The 16029-nt window shown below is 41.6% G+C and carries 12 protein-coding genes and 2 pseudogenes; 9 read left to right on the plus strand and 5 right to left on the minus strand.

What is annotated here, in order from left to right; translation table 11 throughout:
• Positions 1-26 precede the first annotated feature (26 nt).
• The 4 genes from ACYRY3_RS16855 to ACYRY3_RS16870 all read left to right on the plus strand — a co-directional run bounded on the left by ACYRY3_RS16855 (position 27) and on the right by ACYRY3_RS16870 (position 5754).
• The gene (locus ACYRY3_RS16855) at positions 27-1355 is read left to right on the plus strand and encodes a hypothetical protein (protein WP_460202777.1); all 1329 of its coding nucleotides are present in this window, start codon (positions 27-29) and stop codon (positions 1353-1355) included.
• Between the two features lie 118 nt (positions 1356-1473).
• Positions 1474-3165 (plus strand): Dyp-type peroxidase, encoded by a 1692-nt coding sequence (locus tag ACYRY3_RS16860; RefSeq protein ID WP_460202778.1) that lies wholly within the window; start codon positions 1474-1476, stop codon positions 3163-3165.
• Between the two features lie 461 nt (positions 3166-3626).
• The gene (locus tag ACYRY3_RS16865; RefSeq protein WP_460202779.1) at positions 3627-5060 is read left to right on the plus strand and encodes a CHAT domain-containing protein; all 1434 of its coding nucleotides are present in this window, start codon (positions 3627-3629) and stop codon (positions 5058-5060) included.
• 97 nt (positions 5061-5157) lie between these two features.
• The gene (locus ACYRY3_RS16870) at positions 5158-5754 is read left to right on the plus strand and encodes a CHAT domain-containing protein (RefSeq protein WP_460202780.1); all 597 of its coding nucleotides are present in this window, start codon (positions 5158-5160) and stop codon (positions 5752-5754) included.
• Here the strand turns inward: ACYRY3_RS16870 and ACYRY3_RS16875 are convergent.
• Together ACYRY3_RS16875 and coaE are read right to left on the minus strand one after the other, a co-directional pair.
• Positions 5671-5976 (minus strand): annotated as a pseudogene (locus ACYRY3_RS16875) (RNA-guided endonuclease InsQ/TnpB family protein); the annotation flags it as partial. The gene ACYRY3_RS16870 and the pseudogene ACYRY3_RS16875 overlap by 84 nt on opposite strands.
• Positions 5976-6488 (minus strand): annotated as a pseudogene (gene coaE / locus ACYRY3_RS16880) (dephospho-CoA kinase); the annotation flags it as partial. The pseudogenes ACYRY3_RS16875 and coaE, both read right to left, overlap by 1 nt.
• A 246-nt stretch (positions 6489-6734) precedes the next feature.
• On the opposite strand from coaE, the gene ACYRY3_RS16885 reads away from it, so the two are divergent.
• Genes ACYRY3_RS16885 through ACYRY3_RS16900 form a run of 4 tightly spaced genes read left to right on the plus strand, consistent with a single transcriptional unit; the run spans position 6735 to position 11865 of the window.
• The gene (locus tag ACYRY3_RS16885) at positions 6735-7358 is read left to right on the plus strand and encodes a DUF3859 domain-containing protein (RefSeq protein WP_460202781.1); all 624 of its coding nucleotides are present in this window, start codon (positions 6735-6737) and stop codon (positions 7356-7358) included.
• A 1-nt stretch (position 7359) separates the two neighbouring features.
• Positions 7360-9159 carry an asparagine synthetase B family protein gene (locus ACYRY3_RS16890; RefSeq protein WP_460202782.1) on the plus strand — a complete coding sequence of 600 codons (1800 nt, stop codon included), beginning with the start codon at positions 7360-7362 and terminating at the stop codon, positions 9157-9159.
• Complete coding sequence (locus tag ACYRY3_RS16895) at positions 9147-10394, plus strand: diaminopimelate decarboxylase family protein (RefSeq protein ID WP_460202823.1); 1248 nt, start codon at positions 9147-9149, stop codon at positions 10392-10394. The genes ACYRY3_RS16890 and ACYRY3_RS16895 overlap by 13 nt, the downstream gene beginning before the upstream one ends.
• Positions 10395-10431: 37 nt before the next feature.
• Entirely contained in the window at positions 10432-11865 is a 1434-nt protein-coding gene (locus ACYRY3_RS16900; RefSeq protein ID WP_460202783.1) for a toprim domain-containing protein, read from the plus strand.
• A gap of 4 nt (positions 11866-11869) precedes the next feature.
• Here ACYRY3_RS16900 and ACYRY3_RS16905 read toward each other — a convergent pair whose 3' ends face one another.
• On the minus strand, positions 11870-13618 hold the full coding sequence (locus ACYRY3_RS16905) for an asparagine synthetase B family protein (RefSeq protein WP_460202784.1): 1749 nt from the start codon (positions 13616-13618) through the stop codon (positions 11870-11872).
• A 190-nt stretch (positions 13619-13808) separates the two neighbouring features.
• The gene (locus tag ACYRY3_RS16910) at positions 13809-14474 is read right to left on the minus strand and encodes an S-layer homology domain-containing protein (protein ID WP_460202785.1); all 666 of its coding nucleotides are present in this window, start codon (positions 14472-14474) and stop codon (positions 13809-13811) included.
• Positions 14475-14620: 146 nt separating this feature from the next.
• Here ACYRY3_RS16910 and rpiA point away from each other — a divergent pair, with 146 nt between their 5' ends.
• Positions 14621-15331: a ribose-5-phosphate isomerase RpiA gene (rpiA, locus tag ACYRY3_RS16915; protein WP_460202786.1), complete on the plus strand. Its 711-nt coding sequence runs from the start codon at positions 14621-14623 to the stop codon at positions 15329-15331.
• A gap of 142 nt (positions 15332-15473) precedes the next feature.
• Here the strand turns inward: rpiA and ACYRY3_RS16920 are convergent, their stop codons facing one another.
• Complete coding sequence (locus tag ACYRY3_RS16920) at positions 15474-15713, minus strand: hypothetical protein (protein ID WP_460202787.1); 240 nt, start codon at positions 15711-15713, stop codon at positions 15474-15476.
• Positions 15714-16029: the final 316 nt, after the last annotated feature.

Below are 16029 nucleotides of genomic sequence, written 5' to 3' on the forward strand. Positions count from 1 at the left end.
TCATGGAAAAACATGAGGACAGAATTATGCCTTTACTAAATCATTTTGATCCGCCTGCAAATTTAACTGATTTCGATGCCATCCCTGGACACAGAGAAGCTTGGAATAAATACATCTCTGACACGTTTGATCGTGCCATTAAAGACCGAATTGAGACACCTTATGTTGGTTCCGGTAAGTCGCAATACTACAATGAGACGAAAGTTCCTTCGGATGACCCAGTAGATTTAGAAATTGTTTGGGACGCTTTTCCAAAAACGCTTACGCGGCAATTCGGTAGAGAGAAAGCTTTTGAAGAGGCTGATAAATTGAGTAAGGATAATATCGACGGACAACTAGTAGATTCTCGACAACAAGATGAATACTGTGAGTGGCAAGTTACCCGCGATCCGAAAACAAACAAAATTCTGCGTGTAATTTTTACTTGTGAAGGGCCGGAGTACTGGCAGTCAATGTTCGGTGGGAAGGTAGGTGGTGATGGCAATAACGGCTTTGAATTCAAGGGTGACCAACAAGTGCTTCTAGACCTGTATCGCTCTATTCTCAATAATCAAGATGTGAAATTGGAAGACCTTTTCTTTGCAGATGGACCAAAGAAAGGAGAGTATAACTTCTGGAACAAGTGGAACACAACAGAGGGTATTGTTCACTTGCAGCAACGTAACAATACTTTGGCCGCCGAGATCTTTATTGGAGCAGACGCGACTATCCGGCGTAAAAAAGGCGGTAAAGAAATCACCGAGGCGCTGCGTTTAATCTGCTGTGGTGGTTTCGGCGGAGTTGAACGTTCTAGCGATCCAACGATAGGAGACGAGGTCAATAAGCTAGCACGAGCGGGTTATGCCATAACGTTGAGAAACCCTGTCGGTATCTACTTCCATAGTTTTGACAACGCTGGCTTTACAAAACCTGGACCTGGTGGTAGCCGTGTGCCAGCAGGGAATTACTTGACTGCCTTGCGAGGTATCTTTAAGGAGCCATTTAACGATGGCTCCAACATGATAGTGCGAGCCGTTTACGAAGTGCCTACTGGCGAACTTGGCCCAGATGGCGAACAGCTTACAGTCAGTGATATTCAAATTGGTGGTGAAGAAATCGTGTTTGGTGGGCAAATTGCTGAGCGCATCAAGATAAAGTTTGTTGGGCGGGCGACACGTCCTGGACAGATAAATAACCCAGCTTTTGACTGTGAAACAAAGTGCTGCAGGCAAAATCGTTTGCTGCGACCTGTACAATTAACTGCTCCTTGCGAAGATGTCTTTCCAGAGACATCAGCACAAAGCTTCACGATGGAGGCAGAAACTCCAGTGCGATCACTACCGAAAGCTTTCACTCGTTCTTCTGGACTTGATTAGCAACTTCCCATACAAAATTCAGTAAACCAGACCGAGAAATCTGGTTTACTGAATGCTGTTTCAGGTACTTTTTCAGTATCAAGTGCCTGTGTGTTAACTAAAAACAGAAATAGTAATTATGTCTGAATTAATTGATGAACCTATTCTCGAAATGGGAGAGATCCAGGGGAACATATTTCCAGGCTTCATGAAAAATTATCAAATGTTCCTGGGTTTGAAAATTCTAAACGAGCCAGAGAATATCCAGTTGGCTAAAGCCTGGATCGCGTCCATTACGCCAGAGATTGCCACGGCAGCGGAAGTCCTTAAGTTTAAAGAACTCCGGAACTTGATGATTAACAGAGGTAGCTATCGCTCTGGAAGACTGGCGGTTTGTTGGATAAACATTGCATTTTCATCTCAAGGACTCAAGAAGCTCCTTGCAGACCCAACGGAGATTGATCGGTTTGCAGATAAAGGATTCAAAGTTGGTTTACCTGGACGCGCAACGACTATTGGAGATCCAGATGATACCGATAATTTAGAAGGTTCTCCTAAGAATTGGAAAATTGGTGGTACTCCAGACACAATTCCAGATATATTCTTAATTGTTGCTAGCGATTTACCCACGCAACTCGAAGTCACAGTTGAGCAAATTAAAAAGAGTCTGAAACAAACTGCGACTTCAGTAGATAAGCCTACCATCACGAGTGGTTTAAAAATCATCTATGAAGAGTTAGGAGAGAATTTGCCTGGTGAGTTGAGTGGCCATGAACACTTTGGATTTAAAGACGGTATTTCACAACCAGGTATTCGTGGACGACTGCCTGAACCACCGCACAATTTTTTAACGCCTCGCTATATTGATCCACAAGACGAGTTATCGCAACTCTTTAGCAAGCCAGGTCAACCTCTGGTATGGCCCGGACAATTTGTGTTCGGCTATGCGGCTCAAAGCGATCAAAAGCCAACAGATGGTATTTGTTCAACATCAGAGCCAACAGATGGTATTTGTCCAATAGAGCCAACCTGGGCAAAGAACGGCTCATTCTTGGTATTTCGACGGCTGCGCCAGGACGTTGGCAGCTTTTGGAAATTTATGCATAGTAAGGCCAAAGAACTTGCCACTGAAGATGGATTCAGCGATTTAGATGGTGAGCGCCTAGCCGCTTTACTAGTAGGGCGTTGGAAAAGCGGTGCCCCAATTATGCGGACTCCTAATCAAGACAACAACGAACTGTCAAAAGATGGTTTTGCTAACAACCATTTTAATTTTGACCAGAAGAGTCGGCGGATTTCTCTCATTCCAGGACAACCTGATGATGGTTATGAACTCGCACCGGAAGACCGAGAAGGGCTTAGATGCCCACATGCATCTCACATTCGGAAAGTTAACCCTCGGGATATTACCACTGAACAAGGCTCCGACACAGATACCCTAAAGCGGCGAATTTTGCGTCGCGGCATTCCGTTTGGCAAAGTACTTGACGATCCTAACAACCCAGATGTCGATCCGCTCCAAGGTAATCGAGGTCTCTTTTTCTTGAGCTACCAGACCTCCATTACGGATCAGTTTGAGTTTCTCTCCAAGAATTGGATGAATGCGGAAAAGGCACCTGAAGAAAATCCAGGAGGTAACGATTTAATAGTTGGACAAAACAATAATCTAGGACAGAATCGTAAACGACGTTGCACAATTAGGCGGAAGGTGAATGGACAAACTAAAGAAGCAAGAATTGAGTTTGAAACTGATTGGGTCATCCCTACCGGAGGTGGTTACTTCTTTTCTCCATCTATCACTACTTTGAAGGATATTCTAGGTGCATCATGATGCAATGAGAACTATATGAGGAAAATACTCTTTTTTAGACGTTTTCAATTGTTTGGACCCAATTTTTCAATTCCACCAAAGGGCATTTAGGTGGAATACATGGCGAAGAGTCTTAATTTCTCGTGGAGTGGCGTCTTCAACACGGAGTATTTTACCAACTTATAACCGAATGTTGGTAAAATACCCAAGGTTAGTGACCCCGCTTACAACCACGAAAAATAAAGTAGATGCAGCAAAAACTTGGGTGCTGATGCAAGTAGGCGCTGCACAAGGTCTGCTCTAATAATAAGGAAGAACTTTGATAACTACTCAACTATAGATTAGATAAAATCTCAGCACCCGAATTCATTAAACTTACTTTCCAGGTGAGCACGGACGAAAAAGTATCACTCCTTTTGAGCCTCATTCCTTAAGGAAAGTGAGATATACTGCTAAACAATGTGACTTGCATTTTCTTTTGCATGAGCAGTAATGTTCCTATAAGAATTCTGTTTTTAACAGCCGATCCGAGTAATACTGCTCGTTTGCGCTTGGGGCAAGAGTCACGAGCGATCAAAGAGTGTTTGCGAATAGCTATAGAACACGGAATGTACCAACTAGAACAACTAGAGTCCGTCCGTGCAAGGGATATTACTCAAGCAATATTTGGTGTAAAACCACACATAGTACATTTCTGTGGGCATGGCACGAATAATGGTGAACTGTGCTTTGAGAATGAGGTGGGTGAGGTTCAGTCTGTGGCACCTGATGCTCTAGCAGCAATGTTTAAGTTGTTCGCACAGCAAATCAATTGTGTTGTCCTGAATACCTGTTATTCTGCAGTTCAAGCCAATGTGATCGCTCAACATATACCGTTTGTGATTGGAATGAATGACAAAATTGGGGATCGAGCCGCGATCACTTTCACTACAGGTTTTTACAAAGCCTTAGCAGCAAATCGTTCCATTGAAGAAGCATACGAGTTTGGCTGTGTAGAAATTCAACTACATGGGATTCCAGAACATCTTAAACCTGTTCTGTGTACTAAAGATAAAGCTAACGCTAATATGTCTTTTGAAGAAACCTCTTCCTTTATCACTGGTTCTCCCATTACCCATCCTCGTTATTTTTTTGGTAGACAAAGAGAACTTAAACGCCTTTTTGACTTACTCAAACGTCGCCCCCTGCAAAATGCTGCCATTGTTGGCAAACGTCGCATTGGCAAAACTTCTCTACTACATTACCTAAAAAACATCACTACTACCCCACCAAAACATTTGCGTGCTGGTCAAAAGAATGACTGGCTAACACATCCAGAGAATTATCGGTGGGTATTCGTGGACTTTCAAGATGCACGAATGCAAAGTCAAGAAATACTAATCAAGTACATTCTAAAATGCCTAGGCATACAAGTACCCACACCTTGTGATCTGGAGATATTTATGGAACAGGTCAGCGATAATTTGTATAATCCCACAGTCATTTTACTAGATGAAATTGGTGTTGGTTTGCAACGTTGTGCGGAATTGGATGACGAATTTTGGGAGAGTCTGCGCTCATTAGCAACTAACCAAACACGGGGTAATTTGGCATTTATCTTGGCAACTCATGAATCACCAATTGAACTAGCTCATAGCACGGGGCATAGTTCACCCTTTTTCAATATTTTCGGTTATACCGCAACTCTGGAAGAACTAACTGAGGCTGAAGCACGAGAATTGATCGCAAGTGCGCCGATTCCTTTTCCTAAGGAAGATGTAGAGTGGATTTTCCAACAAAGCCAATGCTTACCACTCTTGCTTCAAATTCTGTGTCGCGAAAGATTATTTAGTCTAGAAGATGGAAACGCTAACGATTGGCGAGAGGAAGGGTTGAAACAGATACAGCCATTTCGATACTTACTAGAGGAGAAGTGATTTTATTTGCTATTAAATTCACCGTAATTCTCTGACGATTTTATATTATTTTTACTATATCAACTTATAAGTCCTAAAACTTGTAACATTAGCTTGCATGATTAACAACAATTATGTCAAAACTATTTTGGTTCTGGCAGCCAATTCGACAAGTACCTCTCGTTTACAACTTGATCAAGAGGTACGGGAAATTGATGAAGGATTGCGACGCGTAAATAAACGAGAGCAGTTCAAGCTAGAGCAGAAGTGGGCAGTACGTCGGCGTGATTTCTACCGAGCTATCTTAGATTACCAACCCCAGATTGTTCACTTCAGTGGGCATGGTGCGGGAGAAGATGGCATAGTCTTGGAAGATGAAACTGGGCAGCAAGTCCTTGTCAAAGCAGATGCATTGGCAAGTATGTTCAAGCTATTTGCCACAAAGGGAGTTGAGTGCGTACTTCTCAATGCTTGCTACAGTGAAGTGCAAGCAAAAGCCATTAGCCAATACGTCAATTACGTAATTGGCATGGATCGGACGGTAGGGGATAAAGCAGCTGTAGCATTTTCAGTGGCATTTTATGATGCTCTAGCGGCTGGAGACTTCGGGATTGCCCAACACTCACGCTTGTCGTGCAAGATTCAAAATATTTATTGCTGCATTGGTGTCTCTTTGCAACTCACAGCCACAACTGCATTTATAGGTACGAGTTGACAAAGATTTTTTCACAATTGCACCGCAATCCGAGCACTTTTGAAATGTCATTCTCGGATTGACTGCAACGACTGTGGTACCAAACTTTGCTGCAAAGTATTCTAACCAACCACGAAATAGTGTCCAAGCTACATCATTAATAGACTTAACAAGACAGTGGTTCTTTACCATGTTCTTAACACTCAAATCTTCATAAGCGACTAAGGCGTTAGCCTTGCATATGCCTTAGCTGCTTTCTCTGCAATTGGCATTTGGCTGTGAATCCTAGCTTGTGCTTGCTCTAAGGTTAAATTGTTCCGTTGCATCAATCTTTCTAATTGCTGTTCTTCAAAACAAATAACAACCCAAATTTCTGTCACTAAATCTGTCATTGTTGCTTCAAATAGTAAAGGCACAACTAAGATTAATATTTGTACAGTTGATATACTTATATCTTGCAGAAAGCGATCGCGCACGTAAGGATGGATCGAACTCTCTACCCAGTTCCGTTCTTCTTGATTGTTAAAAATTATCTCTCCCAGTTGCTGGCGGTTGAGGCTCCCATCTGCAAGTAAAATTTGTTCTCCGTAACTTTGAGCGATCGCCTGAAGAATTGGCGAACATATAAATACTGCATCTCTAGCATAAATATCTGCGTCTAAGATAGGTACATTGTGGGCATCAGCCAAATGATTAGCCACAGTGGTTTTGCCTGTAGCTATACCACCAGTTAATCCAATAACGTGTTTAATCATCTATCCAAATCCACTTCGCAAAGCTCCATGTAGAACTAAAGCAGAAGTTTTGGCTCAAATCTTAAATATTAATTTTTGTAACAAGAAAGGTAATTATTGGTTTATTAAATTGAATAACAGCTAGGTGTCTACAACGATCGCCCATGACTTCAGTATAGTTGTTCCAACGCAAGAAAACACTCAGGAATGCTCTACTCCGGATTTCTCACGGTTACTTAAACGACTTACCCAAAATAGGTCAATATTATGGCTCAGCAACTTACCACTGAACAATTAAAGCAGATCGTCGCTGAAGTAGGAAGACTCCAAGCACGTCGGGAAGCAGAAATTGCACCCGAACAAGTTCAGCAAATTTTACAGGAATTAGGTTTAGCGCCGGAACTGCTTGATGAAGCCCTTGTGCAAATCCGGCAGCGTCAAGCGTTAGAAGTGCAGCAAAAGCGCAATCGTACAATTGCGATCGGAGTGTTTGCTACGGTAGTGGTAGTCATTGCCAGTACTGTGTTTTCTATCCAACAACATAACTCTGTTCTAGATCGTGTTTCTACCCAAAGAAACCGCATCACCCTTACACAAGATGATGGCGGCGATTTCAGAAATATCTCCCGCCAAAATCAATCAGAAGTGTTTTATCGCGTCACGTTAAAAGATGCACCTCTGGGTGAAAAACTAAAATTATCGTGCAATTGGATAGACCCTAGCGGTCAAATTGTCAAGGAAAATCGCTATGAAACTCGTGAAATCGACAAAACCATCTGGGATACTCACTGCCGTTACATAATAGGTTCTGCATCTACTCCAGGTCAATGGAAGGTGCGTATGTTTCTTCAAGGGCGTCAACTTAGCGAAACTGAATTTGAAGTGAAATAGCATGGAGAAAATTCCCCAGGGTGAAAAGAGAAGTCCCAAAGAGCAATTTCTGGGATATTGGGGTTATGGTTTTCGCCCGGAATTAGAAGCGCGGCTCAATGTTGTGAAAACATCGCTAACAAATTCCTACCAACTACGCGATTTCGATTCCCCAGATGAAAGTCACTATCCTATTTGGAATGTTGCTTATACTAGTTTTTCACAAAAGCCCAGCTTGCCTGTTGATTTTCTTGCTGCTATATCAGCATCACGGAGAGCTAATGGCTCTTTTTTAACAGATGCTTGGGTAAAATTACACGGAGGCGATCGCCTCATTTTAGGACGGGAACCTTTTGGGCGAGTCCCTCTGTACTGGATGCAACAAGCACAAGTGATTTGGTTTGCATCCCATCTGCAACTCTTGCTGAAAGTTCTGGACAATCCAGAAATCAGCATTCCTAGTTTATACGGTTATAATTGTTTTTCTTATACCCCCAATCCTTTAACACCCGTTAGTCAAATATTTGCCGTTCCAGTGGGAACAGAGTTAGTCTGGCAAAGTCAATCTGAGTCACAACAGCTATCAACACCGAGTTATCAACGCTTGTGGAAATGGTGCGAAGCTAAGGAACAACTAAAAGATGAAACAACGGCTGTCCAACAATTGCAAACTCTTTTGCAACAAGCCATTGAGCATCAAATTACCGACTTCACAGATGAACCTGTGGGAGTTTTTCTCTCCGGGGGATTGGATTCCTCTGTGGTCGCTGCATTACTGGTACGGGCTGGAGCAAAAGTTATTGCCTATACCTTGGATTTTGGAGGTGCGGGTATTCCCGAATCCCCCTATGCAGAAATTGTCGCTCAACATCTGCAAATTCCTTTGGTAAAAGTTGATGCTAGCCCGCGTCAAATCAAAAAAGCGATGATTTCTACCGTACAAGCTCTAGATTTGCCTTTTGGTGATGGGGTAACGGTTCCTTTGTATCTTTTAGGAGAAAGAGCCAGTCAGGATACTCAGGTCATTTTTAACGGCGAGGGTGGCGACCAGTTATTTGCAGGTTGGACGAATAAGCCATTAATAGCAGCCGGAGTTTACCAAACTGAAAATCCTTCAGGACAAGAAACATTTATACAACAATATCTCCGAACATTTCACCGTTTGTGGGGTTACGAAGCGATTTACCAGCCAGATATTTCCGAGCAGGTACAAAAATTAGACCCCCAAGACTGGATTGCAGAAGCCCTCGATCCAGAGTATTGCCAAGGCGTCCTCCATCGGCTGCGCCGTGCTAGCTTGATGTTAAAAGGAGCACAAAATATCCAACCGCGAGCGACGGCTTTAGGGTTTGCTCATGGGTTGTATGTACGATCGCTTTTCTGCGATCTACCACTCACTGAGTGGACGTTCCAAGTTTCTGGAGAACTCTGTTTGCAAGGAGCCTGTGAGAAATACATCCTCAAACGAGCCTGTGAAAATTTGTTACCCCCAGAAATCGTTTGGCGACAAAAGCGCGGTATGGGAGTTCCCTTAACCTCCTGGTGTTTCAATGAGTTTTGGTACGAGATCGGTCAGTGGTTAAATCCAGGTAAACTTCGTGTTGAAAATCGCTTTTCTCCCTATCTAGCAGCACAAATTGCAGCAGGTCAATTGGGCGCGGGAATTCAAGGGCGTCGGATTGGAGAGATTTTATGGTTGTTAATTATTTGGCAATTTTGGCGAATATATGTTTTCGGTGAAGAATCGGGAAAACAATCTTTTGACCATCCATTTTGGCTACCAAAACAGTTATGGAGATTGCAGAAAAAATGGCAAAACTAGAAACAAGTGATGATTTCGGAGTCAAGAGCGAGGAAGTTTATCTTCCTTTTTCTGAAGAACTTGCTGGAGAATTACTGAAGGCTTACGGTTCTCCACTCTACATTTACCAAGCTGATATTTTACATCAAACGATTAAGCGTATTACCCAGGCTTTTGCTTATCCTCATACCCAATTTAGATTTGCAAGTGTCACGAATGGAAATATTTCCCTACTGCAAATTTTTCGTAATTTTGGTTGGGGGCTACACGCCAATACACCAGGAGATATTTATCTAGGATTGCAGGCGGGTTTTGCACCAGAACAAATTGTTTACAGTGGAAGTAATTTGAATTGTGCAGAAATGGAACAAGTTTTGAATTGGGGAGTAAAAACCCTCAATTTAGATAGCATATCTCAATTGCAACTGTGCTGCGAAGTTTATCGTTCCCTCACTTATCAAGTATCTTCACCCCGTCTGGGTCTACGTCTCAACTTACCCGAAATTACAAGAGATAGCCGTATTGGTGTGCGTCCGGAGGAATTCAAAAATGCGATCGCTGTGACTCGTGCAGCAAAATTGCCATTGAGCGGTTTGCATTTTTACCGAGGTACAGGGACTAATGCGACAGAAGCCTTTACTGAGGTGATTGATACTGTGCTAGCAACAGCACAACAGTTACCAGATTGGCAGTATTTGGATTTTGGTGGTGGCTTTGGCTATCCCTATCATCATGGTAAAGCAGCTTTTGACTGGGAAGTATTTGCAGCAGAGTTAAGTAATAGAATCAGTCGTTTGGGAAGAGATATTGAGTTAGTCATCGAACCAGGACGAGCTGCGATCGCAGGTTGTGCAACTTTGTTGGCTAAAGTGGTTTCGGTAAAATGGCAAGCAGATAAACAGATTGTAGGAGTGGATACCACCGTTGCTAATCTTTCAGTCCCCTCAGTACACGGTAGTTATCGCAAAATTGTGACTTGGAATGGTATTGATACATCCAAAAAATATACAACTGATATTTGTGGAAATACTACATATTCACGAGATTATCTAGGTAAAAATTATCAATTACCAGCATTAGAAATTGGTGACATCATTGCCATTTTAGATGTCGGTGCTTATGGTTATGCTATGTCTTCACATTTTTTACATCGTCCTAAACCTGCAGAGGTGTTATTAGAAAATGGTACACATCGCGTGATTCGCCAGAGGGAAGATTACAGCGTTTTATTAGCAAATCAGGTATTTAACTATTAGAAACCTAAATGTTCAAAATAAGGAGTAAATAACTGCTATGAAATGTATTAACTGCAGAACTGATAACAACCGAAGAGACTGGAATCAAAATTATGGAAAGTGTAAAAAATGCGGTCATGAATTTGTCTTTGAACCCAGTAGATATGGAGGCTCTAAGTTAACAGACCAATTTTTTGCTAATGCGATCGCTCGTATTTCTGCTAACAACACTCTATATTTTACTGTCGGTCAATTTCAATATTTTGTCGCCAGACAACTTATATCAGATACCAAACCACAAATCACCCAGTTCCGGAAATTCAAAATTAAAAATATTAGCTTTATTTACTGTTTGTTTATTAGTTCCCTATTGTTTTTAATTTTTGCTATCTTAAATATTCTTATTAGGCTAATTTTAGCCAATATGATAAGCGGATTTCTTCCATTGAATTTCAAATTCTTCTTGTTTTTGATTGCGTCTTTATTGGCTGGTACTTGGAATATTAAGTTTTTATCTAATTCATCATCTTCTAATGAAGTTAGGTGTAAAAGACTTCAGGAAAATTTAAATCCAATAACCGTGCTAATTAAAGATACGTTTGCGATCTTCATAGGAGTTGTCTTCAGTCAGCTATTTTATTATCCTGACAACTCCTCATATTTGTGGTTGGTGATACTTGCCATATTTTTAGGGCGGTATATCTCGATTGTTGCTATATATATAGCCGATATAATCAAAGACAATCGTGTAGTCACAGAAGTGAATCAGAGAATATATAACCCTGGATTGACTGAAAAAGAAACTGTTAGACGTTCGCTAAATAAGTGGCAAATGATTAATGGAAAAATTGAAAAACTACTTTCTAATACTTTTCAAGAAACTACAAAATTTCTAACCCCAAGTCCTGATATTACTGCATATAGTTTTGATAGGTTGGTCGTATGTGATAATGATAAGATTGCAGAATTTCTCATCGCCAATAATTTTCATTTTGAAAGGAACTGTGCTATTCTCGGCATTACTGGCTATCCCCAAAATATCTTTGAAATTACTATGCAGATGCTGCGTCGGAATCCCGATCTAAAAGTTTATGCATTGCATAATTGTAGTCCTAAAGGAGTTAGTTTAGTTCATCAATTGCGTACAGATGAGCGTTGGTTTAGAGATAGCGATGTGACGATCGTTGATGCTGGTATATTGCCATGTCAAGTATTCAATAGCCGTAAAATCTGGATAACAAGACTAGAAGAATTAGAATTACAAGCTAAAAATTTACCTTCAGAAATTCAGCTAAGTCTTCATAGTGAAGAACTAAAATGGTTAATGGAGGGTAATTCTGTTGATTTAGAATCTTTCCCACCACAAAAATTGATTCAGTATCTGAATCAAACTATGGCTGCAAATCAAAACTTAGCTTTTAGCACTCGCGTCTCAATAATATTAGAACCAAGCAGTCATCTTAGTTTTTCTGGAGATGAGAGTTTTGGTTAGACGCCTATTTTTTATTCACCTGTAACCAAATTTCTAAACTCACAAGCAACCATAACTTCACTCCATAACGGCTCCAAGTGTCTCCTTGATAATTTAACCAGTTGCGGATTGTTGACCGATCTAAATAAGGACTAGTAGCTGCATGACGGCTAAGTAATAAATCTTTGGCTTCTCTCTGCCAATATTTACGAAATCCTAACTGTACTGGAACCATCATCCCACTTTTGGGACGAGAAATAATTCTCTCTGGTAAAATATCTGATACAGCTTGTTTTAACACGGCTTTTTCTTCTACTCCAGAAAGCTTGAACTCTGGAGGGATTTCCATGCTTAACTCTACAACTCGTTGGTCAAAAAGTGGAGAACGACCTTGCAAAAGTGCGGCTTGAGTCAAGTTACTAACTTTCGTGAGAATTTGGTCAGCACCTTTAAATTTGATGTTCATTGTCATCAAACGATTCAAATAGCTGGCTGAAGAATATAAATCATCTTCAAAAACCCAAGGTGTTGTCTGAACTGTTGACCAAACTTCTGGTTTTAAAAGTTGTGGCAAATCAGATGCACACTTTTGAAAGGAAATTAAATAAGCTTGTAATGAATTTTGACTGGTAACGGAGCTATATAAACTATTAATGAGCATTGGTTGATTTTTGGGTCCACCAAAACAGGGGTCTCCACCCTCGCCATTTAATACGACTTCCACACTTTCTTTTGCAAGTCGTCCCACTAACAAGTTGGGAACAGTCAAAGGATCGCCAATGGGGTCATCTAAATACGCCATTGTTTCCGGTAGGCGTTCCCACATATCCTTAAAAGTAATTTCTAAAATGTGGTGTTGCGTCTGACAATGAGAAGCCACCACACTGGAAAATTCTAACTCATTAGGACATTCATCACCAAAATGAATTGAGAAGGTGTGGACTGGGGAATTGTGGAATTTTGCGGCTATTGCGGTGATACAGCTGGAGTCTAAACCACCAGACAGAAAAACTCCTACGGGTTCGGTTTGTGGTGGTAAATATTCTTTCACAACTTGGTCTAGCAGCTCTCGCAAACGTTCACCATGCCATGCTAGAGGTCGATCTATTGCTGTAATCTGCTCTTGAAGATGCCAATAAGCTTGAACTTTGTGGTCTGGTAATTGTAAAACAGTCCCAGGTCGCAGTTCCCGCACTTGTTGCCAAAGTGTCCGTTCTCCAGGTACAAAGGCGCAACATAAATAATCACGCAACGCTATCAAATCTAAATCTGATGAATGATAGGGTGCTAAAGTTCTTAAATTAGACGCAATCCAACGAGTAGAACCAGTGGTAGTGTAGTAGAGAGTACGAGCACCAATGCGATCGCGTACCAGCCACAACTCCTGTTTTTCTCTATCCCAAACCACGAGAGCAAACATTCCCACAAGTTGTTTGAGACATTCAAAACCCCATCTTTCCCAGAGATGAGCAACTAGTTGTACAGAAGTTCCCCCATAACTATTTGGTTCAATTCCTAAACTTTGCAGTAGTTGTGTTTGGTTAGTTAACCACACATCACCAACAACCACAAATTGTTGTAAAGAACTGATTGCTAGTTTCTCTGTCACAAATCCAGATGCTGTACGCGGTAGAATTATCGCAATTTTATCTTCTCGCCAAGCTATATCTTCTTCATTTATATCAATTGCTCCCCAAGCTACACGCCAGGAATAGTTACTCTCTATCTCCTCGATTTTAGACCATTTACGGCTTTTAAAGGCATCAAATAGCATGGACTTTTCACAGAATTTAAACTTGGCTTAAATATAATGTAGCTGTTATGAGGGGCAAACAAAGCTGAAATACTTGACACAAGCACCGGCGCGAACACGTTGCGTGTGCCTTGCACCTAGCGTCGTGTTTCGCCCCATTAACGCACTGCCGACTCAGTTTATTGATTGAGTTTACTTTATACTTTATACTTCATTCTTCATCCTTTATACGTGGAACGACTGGTGTTTCCGGTTGTGGCTGTTGTCTTTGTAGATATTGACTCAGTACAAAAGCCATGTCTCCACGAGTCATGGGCTGTAATGGGGAAAGTTTGCCCTCATCGCTATTGACAAATCCCTCACTAACTACTGTGGCAATTGCTCTCCGTGCCCAAGCTGGAATCGAAGCTGCATCTGAGTATTGGGCAAGAATTTCGTTGACTGTTTCGTCAGGAAATTGGAAGACACCGTAAGCTTGTGCAAAAATTGCCAATGCTTCTGCTTTAGTGACTCTTTGATTGGGAAAAAATAAATTTCCCCGGTAACCCCTCATAATATCACTTTTTAAGACTATTTGAATATCATTAAACGCAGGATTGGAAGGGGGTACGTCAGCAACTTTGATATTTTCTTTGGTAGCTGCCTCTCGTTTATCCAAGCGAAATGCTTTTACCATAATCGAGGCTAATTCTGCCCGACTGATAAACCGTTCTGGATAAAAATTTCCATCCGGGTAGTTGGTCATCAATTTGGCAGCAACGACTCGCGCAGTTGAGTCAAGTGGTTGTTCGGTACTGCCTTGTTCCTGGGCGTAAGCTGTGTTGGGCAAAAATTGTAGTAGTGCTACTAGTGAAAGAGTACTGAGAAGCCGACGCATAATTCTGACCTACTTTAAGCGACTACTGCGTTTGAAAACTTACTCCATGACGAATATATACCGGGTCTTGTTGCACGGTTCCATCAAGATTTTCGCATCCGGTACTCTACTATGAACTATAGATTAGTTTTTGAGGAGCTTTGGGAATGACCGCAGCAGCAGACCCCGTCAAGATAATGAAGCAAGAAGTTGGCAAAGCAGCTGCCGCTTTGGTAGAATCTGGTTCTATTGTTGGATTGGGTACAGGGTCAACAACAGCATACGCAATTCAGTTTTTGGGCGATCGCTTGAAATCCGGCGAAATCAAAGATATCGTTGGCGTCCCCACCTCATTTCAAGCAGAGGTGCTAGCCAAACAGTATGGTATTCCCCTCACCACCTTAGATGCGATTGACCATATTGACATTGCCATTGATGGCGCGGATGAGGTCGATCCTCAAAAGAATTTGATCAAAGGTGGCGGTGCAGCACATACTCGTGAAAAAGTTGTAGACTACCTGGCAAACAAGTTTATCGTGGTTGTGGATGCTGGTAAAGTCGTGGATCGATTGGGTTCTGTTTTTGCCGTACCGGTGGAAGTCATACCAATGGCAGTTACCCCTGTAATGCGGGCGATTGAGAAATTGGGTGGCAAACCCGAACTCCGCATGGGTGTCAAAAAAGCAGGCCCAGTGATTACCGACCAAGGCAACATGGTTGTAGACGTCAGATTTGAGACTATTAGCGACCCTGTGAACTTGGAAAAAACACTCAATAACATTCCCGGTGTCCTGGAAAATGGTATCTTTGTCAATTGTGCAGATTTAGTGTTGATTGGTGAAGTCAAAGACGGTCAACCGATAATACGGCAACTGTAATAATTTCGTCGTCATTCCTGTGGGGCGGGCGTCCGTCCCACAAGAACTTTATAACAGGCACAATTTTACATAGAAGCACCATTAACAGCGATAGCTTCGCTACAGCATAGCGGCAGATCGCGTTTACTGATTTACTTAATATTTACTCTTGTCTATATGTATTATTTTTAGTATCAATCAACCACATTTTTTCGAGAAATGCTATCCGCCGACGCAGGACAACGGTACGGTACCTTTTATAAGTTGTCATTCCCAGTAACAGAACAACTGGTAAGGAAATGATGAAAAAGCCTATGAGATTGAGAGTATAAGCATCAGCAGCACCCTTGTAATATGGATTGACAGAGTTTGTTGTTGACTGAGTGCTGATGTGTTGTGGCATTGATACCTCCGCAGAATTTTTGTAAAACTAACCAAGACTTCACAGAGAACGTTTCATTTTACGCAATCCCAGACAAGTTTTCCGGGTACATTGCTAAATTGAACCACTATAGCTTCATAAGCTTGTCCTAGATACTGCTTTTTTGCACACAAGTCAAGATAGTATAAATACTCAATTAGGTTTGACTGATGGTTCTTCCGAACTATACACCATTTGTTGGAAGGCTATACGCCACACATTCATCAATTTACTTCACAATAGTTCATAGAGAAGTGTGTTGTGGACAAATACCACGTCCTAACACACCCTTCAACTA

The organism is Scytonema sp. NUACC21 (assembly GCF_054684315.1).